17 protein-coding genes are annotated in these 15,555 nt (G+C 42.1%); all 17 read right to left on the bottom strand.

Annotated elements, in window-relative coordinates:
• Window positions 1–50 precede the first annotated feature (50 nt).
• A complete protein-coding gene (locus ACFILZ_RS07745) occupies window positions 51–269 on the bottom strand; it encodes a hypothetical protein (RefSeq protein WP_375607328.1) in 219 nt (72 codons plus the stop codon).
• Entirely contained in the window at window positions 250–468 is a 219-nt protein-coding gene (locus ACFILZ_RS07740; protein WP_375607327.1) for a hypothetical protein, read from the bottom strand. Before ACFILZ_RS07740 ends, ACFILZ_RS07745 begins: the two co-directional genes overlap by 20 nt.
• Window positions 401–628 (bottom strand): hypothetical protein, encoded by a 228-nt coding sequence (locus tag ACFILZ_RS07735; RefSeq protein ID WP_375607326.1) that lies wholly within the window; start codon window positions 626–628, stop codon window positions 401–403. Before ACFILZ_RS07735 ends, ACFILZ_RS07740 begins: the two co-directional genes overlap by 68 nt.
• On the bottom strand, window positions 625–1,290 hold the full coding sequence (locus ACFILZ_RS07730; protein ID WP_375610783.1) for a lysozyme: 666 nt from the start codon (window positions 1,288–1,290) through the stop codon (window positions 625–627). The genes ACFILZ_RS07735 and ACFILZ_RS07730 overlap by 4 nt, the downstream gene beginning before the upstream one ends.
• 13 nt (window positions 1,291–1,303) lie before the next feature.
• Complete coding sequence (locus ACFILZ_RS07725) at window positions 1,304–2,986, bottom strand: hypothetical protein (RefSeq protein ID WP_375610782.1); 1,683 nt, start codon at window positions 2,984–2,986, stop codon at window positions 1,304–1,306.
• A gap of 17 nt (window positions 2,987–3,003) precedes the next feature.
• Window positions 3,004–3,255 carry a hypothetical protein gene (locus ACFILZ_RS07720; protein WP_375610781.1) on the bottom strand — a complete coding sequence of 84 codons (252 nt, stop codon included), beginning with the start codon at window positions 3,253–3,255 and terminating at the stop codon, window positions 3,004–3,006.
• Between the two features lie 9 nt (window positions 3,256–3,264).
• Window positions 3,265–4,245, bottom strand: coding sequence for a tail fiber protein (locus ACFILZ_RS07715; RefSeq protein ID WP_375610780.1), 981 nt, complete (start codon window positions 4,243–4,245; stop codon window positions 3,265–3,267).
• On the bottom strand, window positions 4,238–5,230 hold the full coding sequence (locus ACFILZ_RS07710) for a transglycosylase SLT domain-containing protein (RefSeq protein ID WP_375610779.1): 993 nt from the start codon (window positions 5,228–5,230) through the stop codon (window positions 4,238–4,240). Before ACFILZ_RS07710 ends, ACFILZ_RS07715 begins: the two co-directional genes overlap by 8 nt.
• Window positions 5,230–7,443 (bottom strand): hypothetical protein, encoded by a 2,214-nt coding sequence (locus tag ACFILZ_RS07705; protein ID WP_375610778.1) that lies wholly within the window; start codon window positions 7,441–7,443, stop codon window positions 5,230–5,232. Before ACFILZ_RS07705 ends, ACFILZ_RS07710 begins: the two co-directional genes overlap by 1 nt.
• Window positions 7,436–9,199, bottom strand: a complete 1,764-nt coding sequence (locus ACFILZ_RS07700) for a hypothetical protein (RefSeq protein WP_375610795.1) — start codon at window positions 9,197–9,199, stop codon at window positions 7,436–7,438. Before ACFILZ_RS07700 ends, ACFILZ_RS07705 begins: the two co-directional genes overlap by 8 nt.
• Window positions 9,199–10,254 carry a tail fiber domain-containing protein gene (locus ACFILZ_RS07695; RefSeq protein WP_375610777.1) on the bottom strand — a complete coding sequence of 352 codons (1,056 nt, stop codon included), beginning with the start codon at window positions 10,252–10,254 and terminating at the stop codon, window positions 9,199–9,201. The genes ACFILZ_RS07700 and ACFILZ_RS07695 overlap by 1 nt, the downstream gene beginning before the upstream one ends.
• A gap of 1 nt (window position 10,255) precedes the next feature.
• Entirely contained in the window at window positions 10,256–10,639 is a 384-nt protein-coding gene (locus ACFILZ_RS07690) for a hypothetical protein (RefSeq protein WP_375610794.1), read from the bottom strand.
• A 41-nt stretch (window positions 10,640–10,680) separates the two neighbouring features.
• Entirely contained in the window at window positions 10,681–12,138 is a 1,458-nt protein-coding gene (locus ACFILZ_RS07685; RefSeq protein WP_375610776.1) for a hypothetical protein, read from the bottom strand.
• Window positions 12,138–12,836: a hypothetical protein gene (locus ACFILZ_RS07680; RefSeq protein WP_375610775.1), complete on the bottom strand. Its 699-nt coding sequence runs from the start codon at window positions 12,834–12,836 to the stop codon at window positions 12,138–12,140. The genes ACFILZ_RS07685 and ACFILZ_RS07680 overlap by 1 nt, the downstream gene beginning before the upstream one ends.
• A 72-nt stretch (window positions 12,837–12,908) precedes the next feature.
• On the bottom strand, window positions 12,909–13,358 hold the full coding sequence (locus ACFILZ_RS07675) for a hypothetical protein (RefSeq protein WP_375610774.1): 450 nt from the start codon (window positions 13,356–13,358) through the stop codon (window positions 12,909–12,911).
• Window positions 13,359–13,388: 30 nt separating this feature from the next.
• Window positions 13,389–14,534, bottom strand: coding sequence for a N4-gp56 family major capsid protein (locus tag ACFILZ_RS07670; RefSeq protein ID WP_375610773.1), 1,146 nt, complete (start codon window positions 14,532–14,534; stop codon window positions 13,389–13,391).
• Between the two features lie 98 nt (window positions 14,535–14,632).
• Window positions 14,633–15,544 carry a hypothetical protein gene (locus ACFILZ_RS07665; RefSeq protein WP_375610772.1) on the bottom strand — a complete coding sequence of 304 codons (912 nt, stop codon included), beginning with the start codon at window positions 15,542–15,544 and terminating at the stop codon, window positions 14,633–14,635.
• Between the last annotated feature and the right edge of the window lie 11 nt (window positions 15,545–15,555).

Here is a 15,555-nt window from a genome sequence, read left to right as displayed (position 1 = left end):
TTTTGCAAGCCTAATCATTTTTTCATATTTTAAGGATAAATTTAGTGAGACTAATTCTTTGAAAACCACTGCTTTAAATGTGCAATGACATTATCTAACGCATCCATGAGGCGTGCAAAATCAAGGATAAGCAAAAAAAGAAAAAATGCTATCCACTTCATCAAACGAGACATCATTTTCACGCTTTGATAGGTGATGATCATTTCTTGAAGCATTTCTTTTTCCGATTCTGTAAGCTCTGTATGTTTTTCAGCTTTTTTTCTTACCATGTTGCCACCCACACAAGCGTTCTCCTTGCTTATTATGTTTTAAGATCTCTCTTGCTAAGCTCGAACTGATGGTGTCGACATCTTGCTGGCTTAAATAAATAGGTAACCAACCAACACAAGAAGAGATATATTTATTTGTCGTGCAACCAACGAGAGAGAGCAGCACGCACATCAGTATCACTTTTTTTGTTAATTTCATTTTCTACCTCAAGACGGGTTGTTGCTGCTTTTAAGGTTTTTTCTGTTTGCTTTTGCTGTTCAGCCTTTTTTCCAAGAGTGAAAGCTTTGGCTAAAACTATAAAAAAAGCGGCTAAAGCCGCACCTGTTACCATCAAGTTTCTTTTCATCCATAAGATCATAGGCGGTGCTCCTGAAAGCGTTTAGCAACAAAGAAAATGCCAGTACATGCGGCTAAAACCATAATGGCGGCTAAAGCCCATTGGATTGGTCCATTGCCCGCTAAAAACCCACCAAGACCTGAGAAAGAACCAATAATCGGTGCCAATGCTTCTGCTTTGAGAAACCCTGTTGGTTGTTTCGTTTCTACTGTTTGATAATTAGAAGAAACATAAGCCCCTTTCGCCCATAGCCCTGCCTCAGCTACACGCCGGTGTACGAGACCTTGTAAACGTTTGCCTCCCGCTTTGGTCCATTTCTGCAATTCGGTTGGTACCGCTTCATAATCCCCCCGATTAAGCTTTTTAAGCAATGTAGAGTTTTGGAAAGCTGCAATACCCACATTATAACAAAAGGAAACAAGAGCGCCGAACTGCTCGTCGCTTAAATTCACACAAACTGCTTTTTCTACCGCCCTCTCATATTGCCGCAAATCTGCTAAAAGCATGTTTTCAGCTTTTTTTTCTGTAATCACCATACCTTCAACAACTGTTGGTTGACCGGCTTTTTTCGTATGACCATAACCAATCGTCCATATGCCAGAAGCATCTTGATAAGCCTGCAAGCGCAAACCTTCCCACTTTTTTAAACAGTATAAACAGTCTTTACTTATTTTCCGTACCATTGTTCAATTCACCTTATAAATATACTTTTATGAGTACTGCTCCGTCACCACCGTCGCCGCCAATTTTGTCGCCTCCGGATTTCCCATCGAAATATCCCCCGCCGCCGCCGCCAGCTCCATTGCCGCCACGACCACCTCTACCACCTTTGTAACTCTCACCACCCTGCCCCATGATAGAACCCTTACATTTACCGCCACCACCACCTCCTCCGCCAAGAAAAGAACTTCCACCGGTACCAGCTCTTTTTCCGTCACTTCCACTTCCTCCACCATTCCCACCAGAAAAAATAAAGCTCTCACCACTGATGCCCGCTCTGTTTCCTCCTCCATCCCCACCTTTCCCTCCAAAGTTAACGAGAGCCATGGAGACAGAATATCCTCCTTCTGCAGTAACAAGTCCTTTGATCATTGTTCTACCACCATTGCACAAAACATTACTGTCATTACCTTTACCACCACGACCAATGTAAGCCGTTTTTAATTTATCTAAATCAGAACCTTTTATTTTAACATGCACGCATTGACCGCCACCACCACCACCATCCTTAACGCCGCCGCCACCACCACCCCAAGCCCATACTTCGATATCGGTCTCATCAGTAATACCATCAGGCAATCGAATATCTCCGCTTTCTGTCATCAGAATTTCAACAGGTTTGCTAACCCCACCACCGTTGTTGCCACCGCCATTGCTATTGCTACTATTGGCTTTGATTGAAGCCATCAGATTGGCTGGTGAGATAAGCGCATTTATTGTTTTTGTGCCATCTATCCAGTCTTGTTTTTCAAGAGATTGAATGAGATCAATTTTTTCCTGTACACCGCGCGCTATATCTTGCGCTTTATCGGCTTCTGTTTGTGCAATATTTGCCTCAGCTTGTGCCCTCTCGCCTGTTTTTTGTGCTGTCTCAGCCGTTTTTTTTGCATCTTTCGCTGTATTTAATGCAACATCCACAACATTTTTTGCTTCACTTGCAACATGAATCCCTTGTTGTGCAACATCTTCAACTTTATCAATTTTTGCAATCTGTGCACGTTCTGGAAGGGTTAAGATAAGATGCTTTTTCCCCTCCTTCATATTCTCCATATCAAATGCATCTTTTTCTATTTTATCTGGATCATAGACTGATTTTGACATACCAATAGACTTTGAGCCTATAAAATAACTAATGGTATTTTTGAGATCTATTGGAGAGATAGGATAATAAACACCTTCATCCCCCATACGCCATTTTTCCATTGTTGGCTGCGTAGCACTCAACCATCGTAGCTTTGATCTTTCCTCTGTGGTTAAGATCTTTTTGGTAGGACCCTCGTGCATATTTTCCATAGAAAATGCATTTGCCCCCACATTATCGGGATCATATGTAGCAGCCTTCATATCGCCAATCCCTAAAGGCGATATTTTTACCCAGCCAGCGCCTGATAAAATCGCATTCTCATGCGCTTCACCACTTGCTTCAATATCGTTGATTGTAACCTTATCTTTGTAAGCAAGAGCTCCAATATCTCTCTTTGCAATAGCATCATCAGCCTTTTTTCCTTGAGCAGCGGTTGCAAAATATTCTACCTCATAAGCTGCTGCACTCCCCACTGAAACAGGTGCAAGAGCCTTACTATCTAAAACACCTTCTTTGACTTCTTCTTTTGTTGCTGGTTCAAGCTTAAATATATGTGTGTGATAGGGTAATGGCATCGCGTTTCATTCCTTAATCAGTTCGTTGTCTTGTTGTGTGAGAGAGAGGACTGCAATTCATCAATAAGTTTTTGCATGATCTCTATGCGTTGATCTGTCGCTTCTTTATATTCTGCCAAAGCGCTTAAAAGATCATGCTGTATGTCGCTTTTGACAAGATCAAGCACCTTATTTAAGGGGGCATGAACCATTCTATTGCTTGCATAAAAAAGGACACGAATTTGCTCCGCGTCCGCAATATCATCAATAGCAGACGGATTATTGATCATTGGAAAACCTCACGATTTTATGGCATAAACAACCGGTACATTAACAGGGCGTGTTTCTGCTTCGCCTGTTGAAGAAATCGTTACCTTGTGCGTGTGCACTCCAGCAGGTTGTGTTGTTCCTCCAAGAACGGCATAGTGATAAGAGGGATTTCTTCTACCAATATCATTGGCACTCCATCCCACTCCATTATACTGAAACTCGTGGGTATGTTGCCCTGCTTCTTCAATGGTAGCAACATGCGTATGCGATTTAAGACAATCTTTCTGTATATCGGCAAATTTTCTACTTCTGTCTAAACCGCGACCATTGTCAAAGCCGCGCAAAAACATTCCTCTAAAGTCTGGAACTTTAAAGGTTGTATCGCTATCTTTTCCCCATTTATCCCCTATCGCCTTGAATAATTGCGGATAATCTTTGCGTTCATAAGTAGCACCATCACATAAAAGCCAACCATTTGGTACTTCTTGCATAGCAAAGGTTGCAATAAACCCGCAAGGGAAGGTTTCTACCTTTGGTGGTGGAATAGGGGTAGGATTTAAAAGATACCAGCCATCAAGATCTTTTGTTGATACACCATCATTATAGACTATTTCATAAATACCCCCCGTTTGAAGCTCCCCACCTGTCAATGGCACTATCCCCGTATTGGTTGCTTTATAGAGTGACTTTGCTCCTATATTATTCACATTTATTGTCGCGGGTCCCACATTTGTACCACGCGCTTTAAAGCGTAGAATGATATCATTTTTATATTTTGCTAGAGGTGAAACCGTTGTTAACGTTATGGATGTTGTTTTATCTTCCCCATTCACCATAAATTTTGTATCAAGAGAACCACCATTATCGGCAAGATATTCACGTATACGCTGCATCATGACCCGCGCACTATCATTGACAGAACTAGGTGGTTGTCCCTCTGCCCAATTAATCATGCTATCTGAATGCGCATTTTTATCAGCTGTTAACGACCAATCATAAATATCAGACATGATAAGCCCCCGTTCTTCTTAATAATTCTTCCCGTAATTGTTGCTCTTTTTGCTGCCCATAGGAACCAACAGATTGCCGCCTAGAGGGATCAATGAGAGCTGTTAAATCTGTCGGGCGCCCAGTCGATTGTGAGAAACCCGCCATGACTGGTTGCTGTAACATTTGTTGCTGTACCATCTGTGCCTGCTGTTTTTGTCGTTCTCCATTCTCTCTCATTAAATGAAGCAAGCCGGAAAAGCCCTTTTTAAGAGCACCTGCATCAATACCTTGTGCTTGTAATGGTGTGGTTTCCATAACCTGTCCTGTTAAATTGTCTCTGCTTTCAGGTGCCATCATTCTGTTTGGAAATGGCGTGTCATATGCCATCAATTGGTTGCCCCCTTGATCACCTTGCCCCACTTGATTACCTTGAAGTGTCTTTTGAATCCTCTCAAACCCACGCAAAGGACCCACCTCGTTTGGTGCTGCTTGTCCATTGCTTTGGTTTTGCTGTATCGTTCTCTTCAAAGCATCTCCCGTTTTATTATAAAGCCCATAAATATGATTCATAAAATCCCCTGCTGTAGCTTCCATGTTGCCACCGTTGAGTGTGACTGCCTGTCGACCTAAAAGCTGGCTCGCTGGGATATGTGGATTTTTGATAAGCTTTACTGCCCCTGCTGGTCCTTGTTGGTGTGCGAGATAAAGCTCTGCTTCTGATGGCTCTCTGCCTAATGCTGTGACTAAATAACGCGTATTATCCTTCGTTAACCGTGCCATAGCATCGGTTGCTTGAAAGGGATCAAACTTATTATTCAGTTGATAGTGTTTTGCTGTTGAATCGAGAAATTGATACAGCCCCCCTGCACTGCTGTTCTTATTTCTTGCATTTGGATTACCATTACTTTCTATCATAGCAACACGTTCAAGAAAGCTTTCTGGTAAACCATATTTTTGTGCTGCCTGTGAGATAGCACGCTTCACATTAGGATGAAAATTGATCATTAGTTTATAACCGTTCTATCAGCACTGCTATTCAAAAGAATGCCAATAAAATTGAAGAATTTTGTGTGGTCTTCTTTTGTTATTAAGCGTTTCTTTTCTGCTTCATGAAACTTCTTAATTAATTCAACAGCTTTTTCCCTTGCTAACCCAAAATCTTCTTTTTCCCGTGCTGTTATGAGAGCCGCAATATCTCTCTCAGTCTCTCTATGCACTCCTAAGAGTTTGCGTCCCCATTCTCTTGCTAAAGTTTTCAGGGTTGTCTTGATTAGATGAATCTTTCCTCCAATCGCAGCGTCTTCTATAGCCTTTTCTTCTACTTCACCCATATGGTTTGGCAATCGTGCAAAAAGTTTTGTTCTTTCCACTTCTGGTCGCAACACTTTCATAAGTTGCTTAGCTTTATCTTCACCAAAAATACGCTGTAATTTTTCTTGACCATTCTGCGTGTCAAACAAACTCAAAAGATTGTGGTCAAAATTCTGTGCATTGCCTGCCGCATCCTCTAGTTGCGACCGGATACCTTTTTGAAAAGCCTCTTTTTCCATCAACCCAAAATGTGAAAGTTGTCTGTTGATTGTATCAAGATCAACACTCTTATTCAGTGCTTTTTTTCCTTGCTCCAAAGCATTACCGATAGTACGCTCGTCATAATAAATTTTCCGTGCCTTAATATATTCTGGAGATGATGTATCCAAAACGTCCAGAATGCGTTGTTTGAAATCAGTCAAATCTCGAGCATATCCCCATTTTCCTTTGATACGTGCAGACTTAATTTGATCATCCAAAACCTCTTTCATCTTATGTAAAATTCGCATATTCAGCTTTGGATATCCATTGCTCCCTATAACTGTTGCATCCGCTTCATTTGGCATTTGCGCAATTGCTTTTTTATAGGCTTTTTGGAAGACAGGAGTTTCTTGCAACCGCGATAAATCTTTACTGACAGCATTAGAAATGGGAGAAGCTTTCGCCCTCTCATAAAATGGTTCAGCCTTTTTCTGTGCTTGTTTGATAATCTCTTGCTTTAAATCAAGCGTATCTACTTTTGGACCCATCACATCTGTCAACGCATCCTTTACCCGCAGTGCACTCGCATCTTGTCTTTCATTCAAACGATTACTTATGAGCGAATAAGTATCATGGTCTTTTTTTGCTGCCTTAAAAGCTCTTGTAGCAAGCCCATCGTGAAGATCAATAATCATTGAATCAGGACCACGCTGTTTTAATGCCCTTTCAAGCTTATCAACACCTTCATCCCCTAAAGTCTGGCTTACATCCCTAAGCGCTCTATCGCTTACCTGAAATGCTTCTTTTTCTGGCATTAGCGCTGCTTTTGCTGCCATTTCAGCTGGGCTTATAGGTCCTCTCAATGCTGCTTTAAGTGATTTTGTCACAAAAGGCGTCACTTTTGATACACCACTGGCAACAAATGGTGTTGCAACGCCTAGCCCTGCACCTAACCCAGCAGACACTAGAGTATCTGCAAGCCCTTCCCCCTCACCACTGCCTGCTATTCCACCATAAATGGCTCCAGTTTTTGCTGCACGCCCCAAGCTAAATTTTGCCGCCTCTTTACTTGCTACTGCTTTCATTGCTGCTTCACCTGCAGCTTTTGCCGCTGCCCGTTCCGCACCCTCTGCTAAAGCAGATTGCACCGCCCTTTCTCCTGCTGCTAAAGCTTTACTGGTTATTTGTGCTCCTGCAACACCAGCTCTACCTCCCAGCACAACATCAGCCCCAATTGCCGCACGAGCAGCAGCAGTAGCCCCTGCCGCGGGTGGAAAGAGGGCAGAAGCAATTACGGGTGCCGCAGCACCCGTTAAATTCCCCGCAAGAGATGCATAAAAATGATCTCGGTTCGCCGCTCTTTGATAATCACGCCATCGCTTTGTCACTTCATTATACTTTTTGACTGCCTCTTTATCTCCCATCCAATAATTAATAGGTCCCAGAGGTCCCGAAGCGAATACTCCAGCTATTTCATCATCATACCCCATAGTTAACCCATGAAGAGCACCCCATCCAAAAGCACCCGCTGCACTTGGATGTGGACTATCTTCTTCTGTTGCACCACTATTTCCTGTAACAGAACCACTTAGCCTTTCCTTATTCTTCGCGAAAAGCTCTTGAAGCTGTTCTGGTGTATAGTCGCTTATATGCCCAATGACTCTTGTGTTTTTACGATTAATAAGAGGGGGGATTACTTCAGCCATTGGTTTGTTTCTCCTTAATGCGTCCATCTCTATCAACGAACAACATGCCTTCCGGCAATGCTTCTATCTGTTTTTCTAGTGGATCATTTGACTGTGCATGATTTCCCTTATAAGCATCTTGCCCATAGGCGGCTCGAACGAGCTCGTTTGTTGCTTCTGCACCACCAAAAAGAATTGCGCGCGTTGCTGCATTGGATTTATTGAAAGTGTCAATAACTGTTTTTAAAGATTTCTTCATTTGCTCTGCAGAAAGATCTTGATACAGTGCTGCTACAGAGTTTTGCAATGCTTGCAATTCCATATTAGACAAATTCCCAAAGCCAGATGCGCCATTTGGTGAAAATGCTTTTGCTTTTCTCAAGGCATCAAGCCCGATACTTGCCTTCAATGAATCGAGCATATGCCCAAAATCTTTTGCCTTAGAATTAGGAAGGAACGACCCTATAGAACCCGTGAAACCAACAACATGCGGGTGTTCCTCAATAGTTTTTAGCAATTCTTTAGATGCTGAGAGTATACGATTTGACCTGTCTGCTGTTTCCAGAATTCGCATTTGCATTTGTTGGTTTTTACGCTCCTCCTCCTTCTGTTCTTGAATTAATTTATGTTCTGAACCACTGCCTGCAATTGGCATCGCACGTATGCCACCAAGTGCATTTTCGTCCTTAACATACATATAACCTGATTCAGGCTTTGACAGCATGTTATCAGTATTTCCTCCTAATCCAGAAGCAGTGGAACGCTGTCCTCCTTGGACAGGTATAATTTTACCTGTGCTTGTTGAGACTTGGAAAGTCATATCCTCAGGCAATCCCTGCTCTGCCTTTTCTTCTGATGTCAATGTTCTATAGCCTTCTTGAGGGCTTAATGTGTTGCCTATAACTTTCATGGCAAGATCTGGATATTGCACAAGGGCTTGTGCGTCTTTATCACTATATCCCTTAGAGCGTAAAAACTCAAAAATTGGTCTATTTTGAGCACGTACATTATTGCCCTGCCGCATAACAAGTGCCGCATTTGAAAAACTTTCTTGCGGTGTTTTTCCTGATGCTAACCCCGCAAAAAAATCCATGAGAGGCTCGGAAAATTCTGATTTTCTAAAACGCTCCCATAAGCTGCTTGGATTTGCATCTTTATGAATAAAGTTCCCAACTGCGTTTACATAATCGGTTGCCTGTTCGGGCTTAGCACTTGCTTTTAAATGTTCCTCTTCTGGTAAGTGTGCATTCAAATGTTTTTCTTCTCCTATGGGTGCCTCAAAAAGCTTTTCCTCATCATTTCCAGAATCGTTTTTCAAAGAGTTTGCCGCTATAGATTTCTCATTAAGTTGAGCAATATAATCCATCACATCTTTTTGCTGTCGCCCAGCTTCATCCCCACTAGACTGATCAATGTTCCCAACAAGTGGAGATTGAGGAATCATTGATGCAACACCTCCCTGCTCTGAGAAGTCATGCTTTTGTTGCTCTGGCGCCTCTTGTATCTTAACAGTATCCTTTGAAACATCCGGCAATGGAGGCATTTGGCGCTTTAAATCATCTGTAGACATAATCAATTCTGCTGGCGTTTTTTTCCCAGCTTGTTCTGTCCCTGTTTGAGAACCACGAATAAGCTCTGTAGGACTCAATTTTTGTGGAGTATTATCCCCATTGCTCGCATCAAAAGAGTTTGTGCTAAAAGCAGCAAGTTCCAACGCTTTACGCTTTCTATAAGCTTTTTCACGCTCTAATGCATTTAATTCTTCTCGCCAAAACATCACTGCACCCTTTCCATCTCAAAGCCAAGCTTGCTATAATCCACATGCAAAAAACCTGTCGCCTTATGCAAGAAAACAGCTTCTGGCTTTGACTTCAAAACATCCTGTGCCATCACCCCGCGATAGCGCTCTGGGTGCCCCTTGTAGTTGTATTCATAGAGTTTATAGCCATTTCTCTGCCCAGCCTCTCTGATGTTTTCTTTTGCTCTGATGTCACTAAGCCCAGCAAAAGTACCAAGGATAGTTCCAACATTTCCAACAATCTCCCATGGATTAGGTTTTGGCTGTGGAGTCAATGTCGTCCTTTGTCCTGTTTGCGTTCCGTAATTTCCAGCAACAGCCCCACCAGCTGCAAGCAACTTACTTAACTGGTCCCAATCAAGATTGTTCTGCTGCTCCCATTTTTGCCGCTCTTCATCCAATTGCCGTTGATGATTGGCATCAAGCACACTCCCTCCCGTCAACGCATTGAGATTTGCCTGACCTTGACCTTGAAAGAAATTATTGGCACCCGCCAACTGATTTTGGTTTGCTTGGTCAATGAGACTATTGGCATTCATCATGTTGTTGACATCTTGGTTATATTGCTGTGATAAAGCTTGTGTTGCTATGCCCCCCAATTCATCAGCCAAAACGCCGGTATGTGCACCCGAACCATAACGCCCAGCTCCTGCTAGCGAACTGTTAATAGAGCTTGTTGCTTTATTTAATGCGTTTTGAAGTGCTTCATTAAAGTAAGGGTTATTGCCTATTTGTTGCCCTGAAGCCATGTTCTTTAAGTTTTGGCTTGTTGAATTTTGCCATGTGGCTAATCCATTTAAATAATTGTTATCATAGTTATGCGTATTATTGCTAAGCCCATTAATCGCATTCTTTGTTTGATCACTTAAACCTGCTACACGTTGCCCATCATAGACGGCTTTTCCGCTGCCTTGATTATAAAAAGTCATGGCATCTTGAGCGGCGTGTTCAAAAATACCTTTTGCCCATGCAGGGGGTTCATTTGTTTGCGTCGTGTTTTGGGTATTCTGGATTGGTTTAGAACTTTTTCCCATGTTAAAGCTGCTTTCTATATTCTAAAAGATTAACGAGATATCCATGCGTTTTAAGAGATTTTTCCCACCCTCGCCTGCCTATGATGACAAGCTCTTTTGCCCCTTTTTTCTTGTAATAAGCTTCAATCTGAGTGATAAGCTTTGTTAAGGGCGCTCCTCCCTTTCCACCAAGTGTGACAACAACCGCCCTTAATGCTCCAGTGACGAGTTCTTGTAACTGTGTTGTGACATGCGCCATAAAGTTTTCATGCGCATCAACGATAATCCAAAGAACTTTTTCTCCCTTCAAAATATCGTTTAAAATGGTTTCTGTATTATAATCATCAGGGAATTTTTGATTAAAATAAGCTATCGATTTTATGACATTCTCAAAATAGGGCGCCATTTGTTCAGCGCTCCATTTTTCTGTATTATAGATCTTAAAACTCATCTTATGCCCGCGGGTTTGAGCGTTACATCAAAGCCTGTTATATGTGTCCATGGGGTGCCTTCTGGTATTCTAAGTCGCAAAGCATGATAGCGTGCCCTAGAGCGGATATTGTACATTCCGCTGCTATAGCCCGCGTAACGCTCTTTCGCCCAATTTAATTGATTTCTATTATCAATGATAAAAGCAGCTCCAACGCTTAAAAGACCACTTGTCGTATCTGCTTGAACAAAAGCCTCACTCATAAGATTAATCTGTCTGCCCGTATCCCCTACAATTTGTGAAGCAATGACAGCTTCCATAGGAGGACCAGCAAAAAAACCAAATCTATTGTCTTGTGTAAACGCTCCCAACATTGGCGCACCATTTTGCCACATTTTACTATCAAGAGAAGCGCGTAAATCTCTCAAGCATTCTTGTACTTCGTCTAAACCTTCTAATGTGTAACCCGCCGCAAAGAGAGGAAATAAGTGAAGTCTCTGTCCTTTAATGACACTCCATATTTGCAAAAGCCAATCATAAACATAGATATTCATCCCCATCATATCGTCATTTATAGAAAAATAAACGCGTGAATAGACCGGATCAATACAGGCTTTTATTTCATCAATGGCAAAGTTATTGTAAAGCGTAAAGATAGTTTTATCGACTTTGCCAAAACCAATAGGCAACATCTCACCAGTATTGTTGATTTGATAAAAACCATCATCAGAAATAAAGAAAGTATAATCTCCACGACTTGCAATTGCTGTGCTACTTTTTGCCCCTATTTTGTCTTTTATTTTGACAAAACTAAATATTATTTTAGACCCTGGAACGAAGGTTGCATGATAAATAGCAGAACGCATAAAAATAAGCGGGTTGGTTGCTTGCGTTGCTCCTTGTACATATTCCCCATCTGGGAAATCTTGATAATCGCAACTTTTCTCGCCAACTTTCCAGTGTGTTGCATCATTGAGACCTGACCAATGAACACGATTTGGCTTATCTGTTAATTTCATTAAACAGACAAAATCTCCCCAAATACGAACAAGTCCAGCACGCGGGGGATTCCCCCCCAAATCTTCAAATCTCTCTGCTGTCTTTAAGGCGAATATTTGCGGTGTATCATTGTTATTAACGGCAATGATATAATCACCAAAGACAGCAAAAGACCAAGGTGCCGTTTCATTGGCGTGATATTGTTCCCCAAGCTTGCTAATATCTTTCCAACCGCGTGTGCTGTTATCATATTCGTAAAGCTTTGTTGATGTCCCTACAATAATCCGCACACCACTTAACGACCTTACTGCATAGACTCCTAAAATCACATCCGGAAAAGGTTCTGAAACGGGGGCAACTTTGGGAACTGGAATATAGGAATTGGGTGCTGGTAAAACGTTCACAATCTCACGAGAATAACCAGTGTTAATAAATGCAACATCTGGTCTAAACTCAGCAATAGGAATAAAGGTCATCAGAAATCCGTATGTTGAACTCTCAACAAATTCTTGCGCCGTGAAGTCTCAATTTGTAGCGCATCGAGTTGCTCTTGAAACATGGCAAAAGCTGCCGCAGCCATCTGTGGTTCTTTAATAATATTGGTATAAATTTCATATTTTGCGCGGGTTTTGATCAGTTCATAAGCTTCCAAAAACCATATTGAAGCTTCTTGTGCACTCTCAATGTCTTTTATTCTTATAGGATCAAGAATAAGCCTGATAGAATAGATACGGTCTGGGATTGGATACAAAATAAGCTTTTGTTCAAAATAAGCATAGCGGGTAGGTATGCCATGGTTACAATCATTCACAAGGCTCTCAATAACAAGCGGATCTGTATGCAAAAGCTTTGCTTTGCTGTGATTATCTTCATAAATGTAAGCATCAACAATGCGAACAGCCCCTGTCATTGAAGGATGTGCCTCTGCACCATAACGGCTTTTTCCCTTTATAGTGGTAAAAACAACTTCGCGGCTTTCATTGAAATAAAAAGGCAATCGTTCACAAAAGCGAATAGCCGAAAATATCGCCCTTTGCACTTGATCAACATACTCATCTGTTTGATCATCTATTTCATCCTGAATATCGTTTAACATCTGGATAAAATTTTTATCCCAAGGAGCAATGGTCTGTTTGTCTCCAATCGGACCACCTGTCTGTACTATTATTGTCATATGACTCTCTTCCAAATGTCTTGCGGCATCTTGTATGGGAGGGGGACGCAAGCAACAAACGCCCCCTTGCCTTTAACGATTTGTATAAAACTCAACAATCACCTCAGCATCACCTTTGGTGCTTTTCTTGTCTCGTGTCATATAAATCGTACTTTCAGCCTCTAACGAAACATCTCGTTCCTTCATAGGGAGGTACAGATCGCTATTGGAATATTGCGTAAGCCCTATATCTCCATAATCATTACCATGAGGCTCTTTTCCAAATGTAGCTTTTACATCTTCAAAATCCTCCATGGGATAAGCTGTAATACTTTTTATAAAAGCCCCTCGGGGTAGAACACCAATTTTCGTTATCAACCCTTGGTCTGTACATTTAACACGTGCCCGTAAATAACTAACCTGCTGTGTACAATTGTTGCGTCCTTGCAAAACATGTGGCAATCCCTCATCTGTCATGCCAACAGTCTCAACGGTTTCAACAGGTTCAGCAGGTTTTTGTGTAATTGGCGGTTTTTCTGCCATAATTGTCATCCTTTAATGAAGTTAAAATTGTTAGCTTGCTTCAGCAAAAGAAGGGATAACAATCGTGCCAAAATCTTGTCCCCCTTGATCAGAATGCGGCAAGGTATAGCGTGACTTTTTCATGCCGATAATGGTTTTTGCAGCCAAACCAAATTCACGTTGATAATCAAACAGTTCTTCAACAATTTTATAACGCGTCGCACTATTTTCCCCATTGCCTCCTGTTGCACCATTACCAATACGCCCATAAGCCATGATGATACTTTGCGCACCAAGCAAAACAGCACGACGAACAGATGTTACAGGCTCTTGTGTCTTTGAATTAACACCATTAGGGACATGCTCTGCTTCACGCAAAATGACACCGTTATACATCCCCAAAGAACCATTAAAAATTGGATTCTTCGCTCCAGAACCATCATAAGCCGCCTTGGTAATGTCTAACCACTGCCCGCTCTTTGTGTTGGTACGCAATTGGGTCACCTGTGTTGGGTGGAGATACATCACATAAGCAGATTTTCCATCAACACGAACAGGGCGCAAACGTGGATTAGCAAGTTTAGCACGTTCAACAGCTTGATCTATAAGATCTAATGTAAAAACATCGTCTTTTGTAAGCTCTTCATCAGTCTTTTTCTTAGCTGGGCGAATAACACGCAATTTGCTTGGCTCTAATGGAGCATTAAAACCATAATGCACCGGTTTAAGCGTTATGTTGCGTCCTTCAAACTGCATCCATGGTGCTGTATAACCTGCTGCCTGAATGAAGAACATCAAACTTAAGCGATCTGCATACCAATCAACAAGCCCATCCTTTGCTTCCTGACGCAAACTAAAGGGAACACGCTGTTGATCAATAGAGCCTTCATATTTGATGCGCACCGCATGAGTAAGCTCGTTGATGTGCACCTTTTCATTCATAAATTGGAGTGCTTCTTCATTGCCTTCCAGCGTTTGTCCCTCGCTAACGCCATCCCCCATCAGTTGAACTCGTAATCCACTCGTAACGGAGTCACCAGCACTTTTCCCTAGCATATCCAACACTTGGATAATGCTGTTTTTGCTCTCCCCCATCAGCGGTGCAATAGGCAACGCTTTTGAAGTTTCTGTGTTTAGTATCTTAGCCCAAACGCCAACGGCTAATGGGTCATTGAGCTTTACTTCTGTTACTGCCATTTCAATCAATGCCTTTCTTGGTTTTTAAAACTCGCCTTGCGGCTATCCCAAACGATAAAAATCACTTGGTTCTCTCTGTTGCGTCACCACGCACATCTTCAAGCTCTACTCATAATTTGTTCAAATTTTTTGGGATTTTTCTCAACCCATACAGCAAATTCGGCTTCCGGCATGGAAAAGAGCGTTCTCACATCCATACCGCCTGTTGGAACTTGCCCGCTGCGCGCTGTAAGTGTTCGCGCTGCTTGAGAACGCTCTTGAAGGGTTTCCACTTCATCCTTTATTGGTGCTTCACTATAGCCAAAAGCCTTTGCTTTTTGCACCAGCACCTCTATTGGGTTTATACCGGCTTTTTGGCATTGTTGGCATATTTGGCGCAATTCAGCACCAATTTGTTGTTGCCGTGCTGCGGGGTCTTTCCATTGCGGATAAAGGCTTGCTTGCGCTTGTAGGACACTGTCTGCTCTTTCATAGAGATAATCGGTGATACTGTCTAAATCCGGATATTTATCTTGTACCTGCGCTTTGGCTTCCTCGAAATAATCCCCTAACTTTTGGCGTTCATATTCCTCTTGACTCATGCGCTCTTGGCTCTCTCTTATGCGAGAAAACTCATCAAGTAATTTCTGTTGTTCTTGTACCTTATGACTAAGCCATGCAACATGTGCTTGTGGGTCGTCTTCTAGGGAGGGAACATTTTCCTCACGGCGGCGCGTGATTTCTTCCTGCATTGCGGCATATTTTTGCGCAAGTTCAATAGCCAATTCACGCGCTTCAATGGCGCTTTGTTCTGCCTTTTGGCGTGCTTGCCGCTCTTGCTCTAATTTATCAGATTCTATTACATCAGAATTTGGCTGCTCTTGAAGTGGTTCTACAGCTGGCTGTTCAGAACTTTCCTCTGCATCAAAAACTTCCTCAACTTGTTCAGGCTCGACCAATTCAATAGCATTATCACTGGCAAAATGTTCATCATAGATTGCTTGTTCTTCAGGCGTAAACTCTTCTTCCATATTCTGTCCCT

The organism is Bartonella sp. AP40SXNS, from assembly GCF_042195825.1.
In the GTDB taxonomy this organism is placed as follows: domain Bacteria; phylum Pseudomonadota; class Alphaproteobacteria; order Rhizobiales; family Rhizobiaceae; genus Bartonella.
This window is presented reverse-complemented; position numbering and strand designations above follow the sequence as displayed.

Coding starts and splice junctions, on each gene's coding strand:
- ACFILZ_RS07720 (WP_375610781.1), bottom strand. CDS start 3,255: ATGATCAATAATCCGTCTGCTATTGATGATATTGCGGACGCGGAGCAA.
- ACFILZ_RS07730 (WP_375610783.1), bottom strand. CDS start 1,290: ATGGTACGGAAAATAAGTAAAGACTGTTTATACTGTTTAAAAAAGTGG.
- ACFILZ_RS07725 (WP_375610782.1), bottom strand. CDS start 2,986: ATGCCATTACCCTATCACACACATATATTTAAGCTTGAACCAGCAACA.
- ACFILZ_RS07710 (WP_375610779.1), bottom strand. CDS start 5,230: ATGATCAATTTTCATCCTAATGTGAAGCGTGCTATCTCACAGGCAGCA.
- ACFILZ_RS07735 (WP_375607326.1), bottom strand. CDS start 628: ATGATCTTATGGATGAAAAGAAACTTGATGGTAACAGGTGCGGCTTTA.
- ACFILZ_RS07715 (WP_375610780.1), bottom strand. CDS start 4,245: ATGTCTGATATTTATGATTGGTCGTTAACAGCTGATAAAAATGCGCAT.
- ACFILZ_RS07665 (WP_375610772.1), bottom strand. CDS start 15,544: ATGGAAGAAGAGTTTACGCCTGAAGAACAAGCAATCTATGATGAACAT.
- ACFILZ_RS07670 (WP_375610773.1), bottom strand. CDS start 14,534: ATGGCAGTAACAGAAGTAAAGCTCAATGACCCATTAGCCGTTGGCGTT.
- ACFILZ_RS07745 (WP_375607328.1), bottom strand. CDS start 269: ATGGTAAGAAAAAAAGCTGAAAAACATACAGAGCTTACAGAATCGGAA.
- ACFILZ_RS07685 (WP_375610776.1), bottom strand. CDS start 12,138: ATGACCTTTATTCCTATTGCTGAGTTTAGACCAGATGTTGCATTTATT.
- ACFILZ_RS07675 (WP_375610774.1), bottom strand. CDS start 13,358: ATGGCAGAAAAACCGCCAATTACACAAAAACCTGCTGAACCTGTTGAA.
- ACFILZ_RS07700 (WP_375610795.1), bottom strand. CDS start 9,199: ATGTTTTGGCGAGAAGAATTAAATGCATTAGAGCGTGAAAAAGCTTAT.
- ACFILZ_RS07695 (WP_375610777.1), bottom strand. CDS start 10,254: ATGGGAAAAAGTTCTAAACCAATCCAGAATACCCAAAACACGACGCAA.
- ACFILZ_RS07740 (WP_375607327.1), bottom strand. CDS start 468: ATGAAATTAACAAAAAAAGTGATACTGATGTGCGTGCTGCTCTCTCTC.
- ACFILZ_RS07690 (WP_375610794.1), bottom strand. CDS start 10,639: ATGGCGCCCTATTTTGAGAATGTCATAAAATCGATAGCTTATTTTAAT.
- ACFILZ_RS07705 (WP_375610778.1), bottom strand. CDS start 7,443: ATGGCTGAAGTAATCCCCCCTCTTATTAATCGTAAAAACACAAGAGTC.
- ACFILZ_RS07680 (WP_375610775.1), bottom strand. CDS start 12,836: ATGACAATAATAGTACAGACAGGTGGTCCGATTGGAGACAAACAGACC.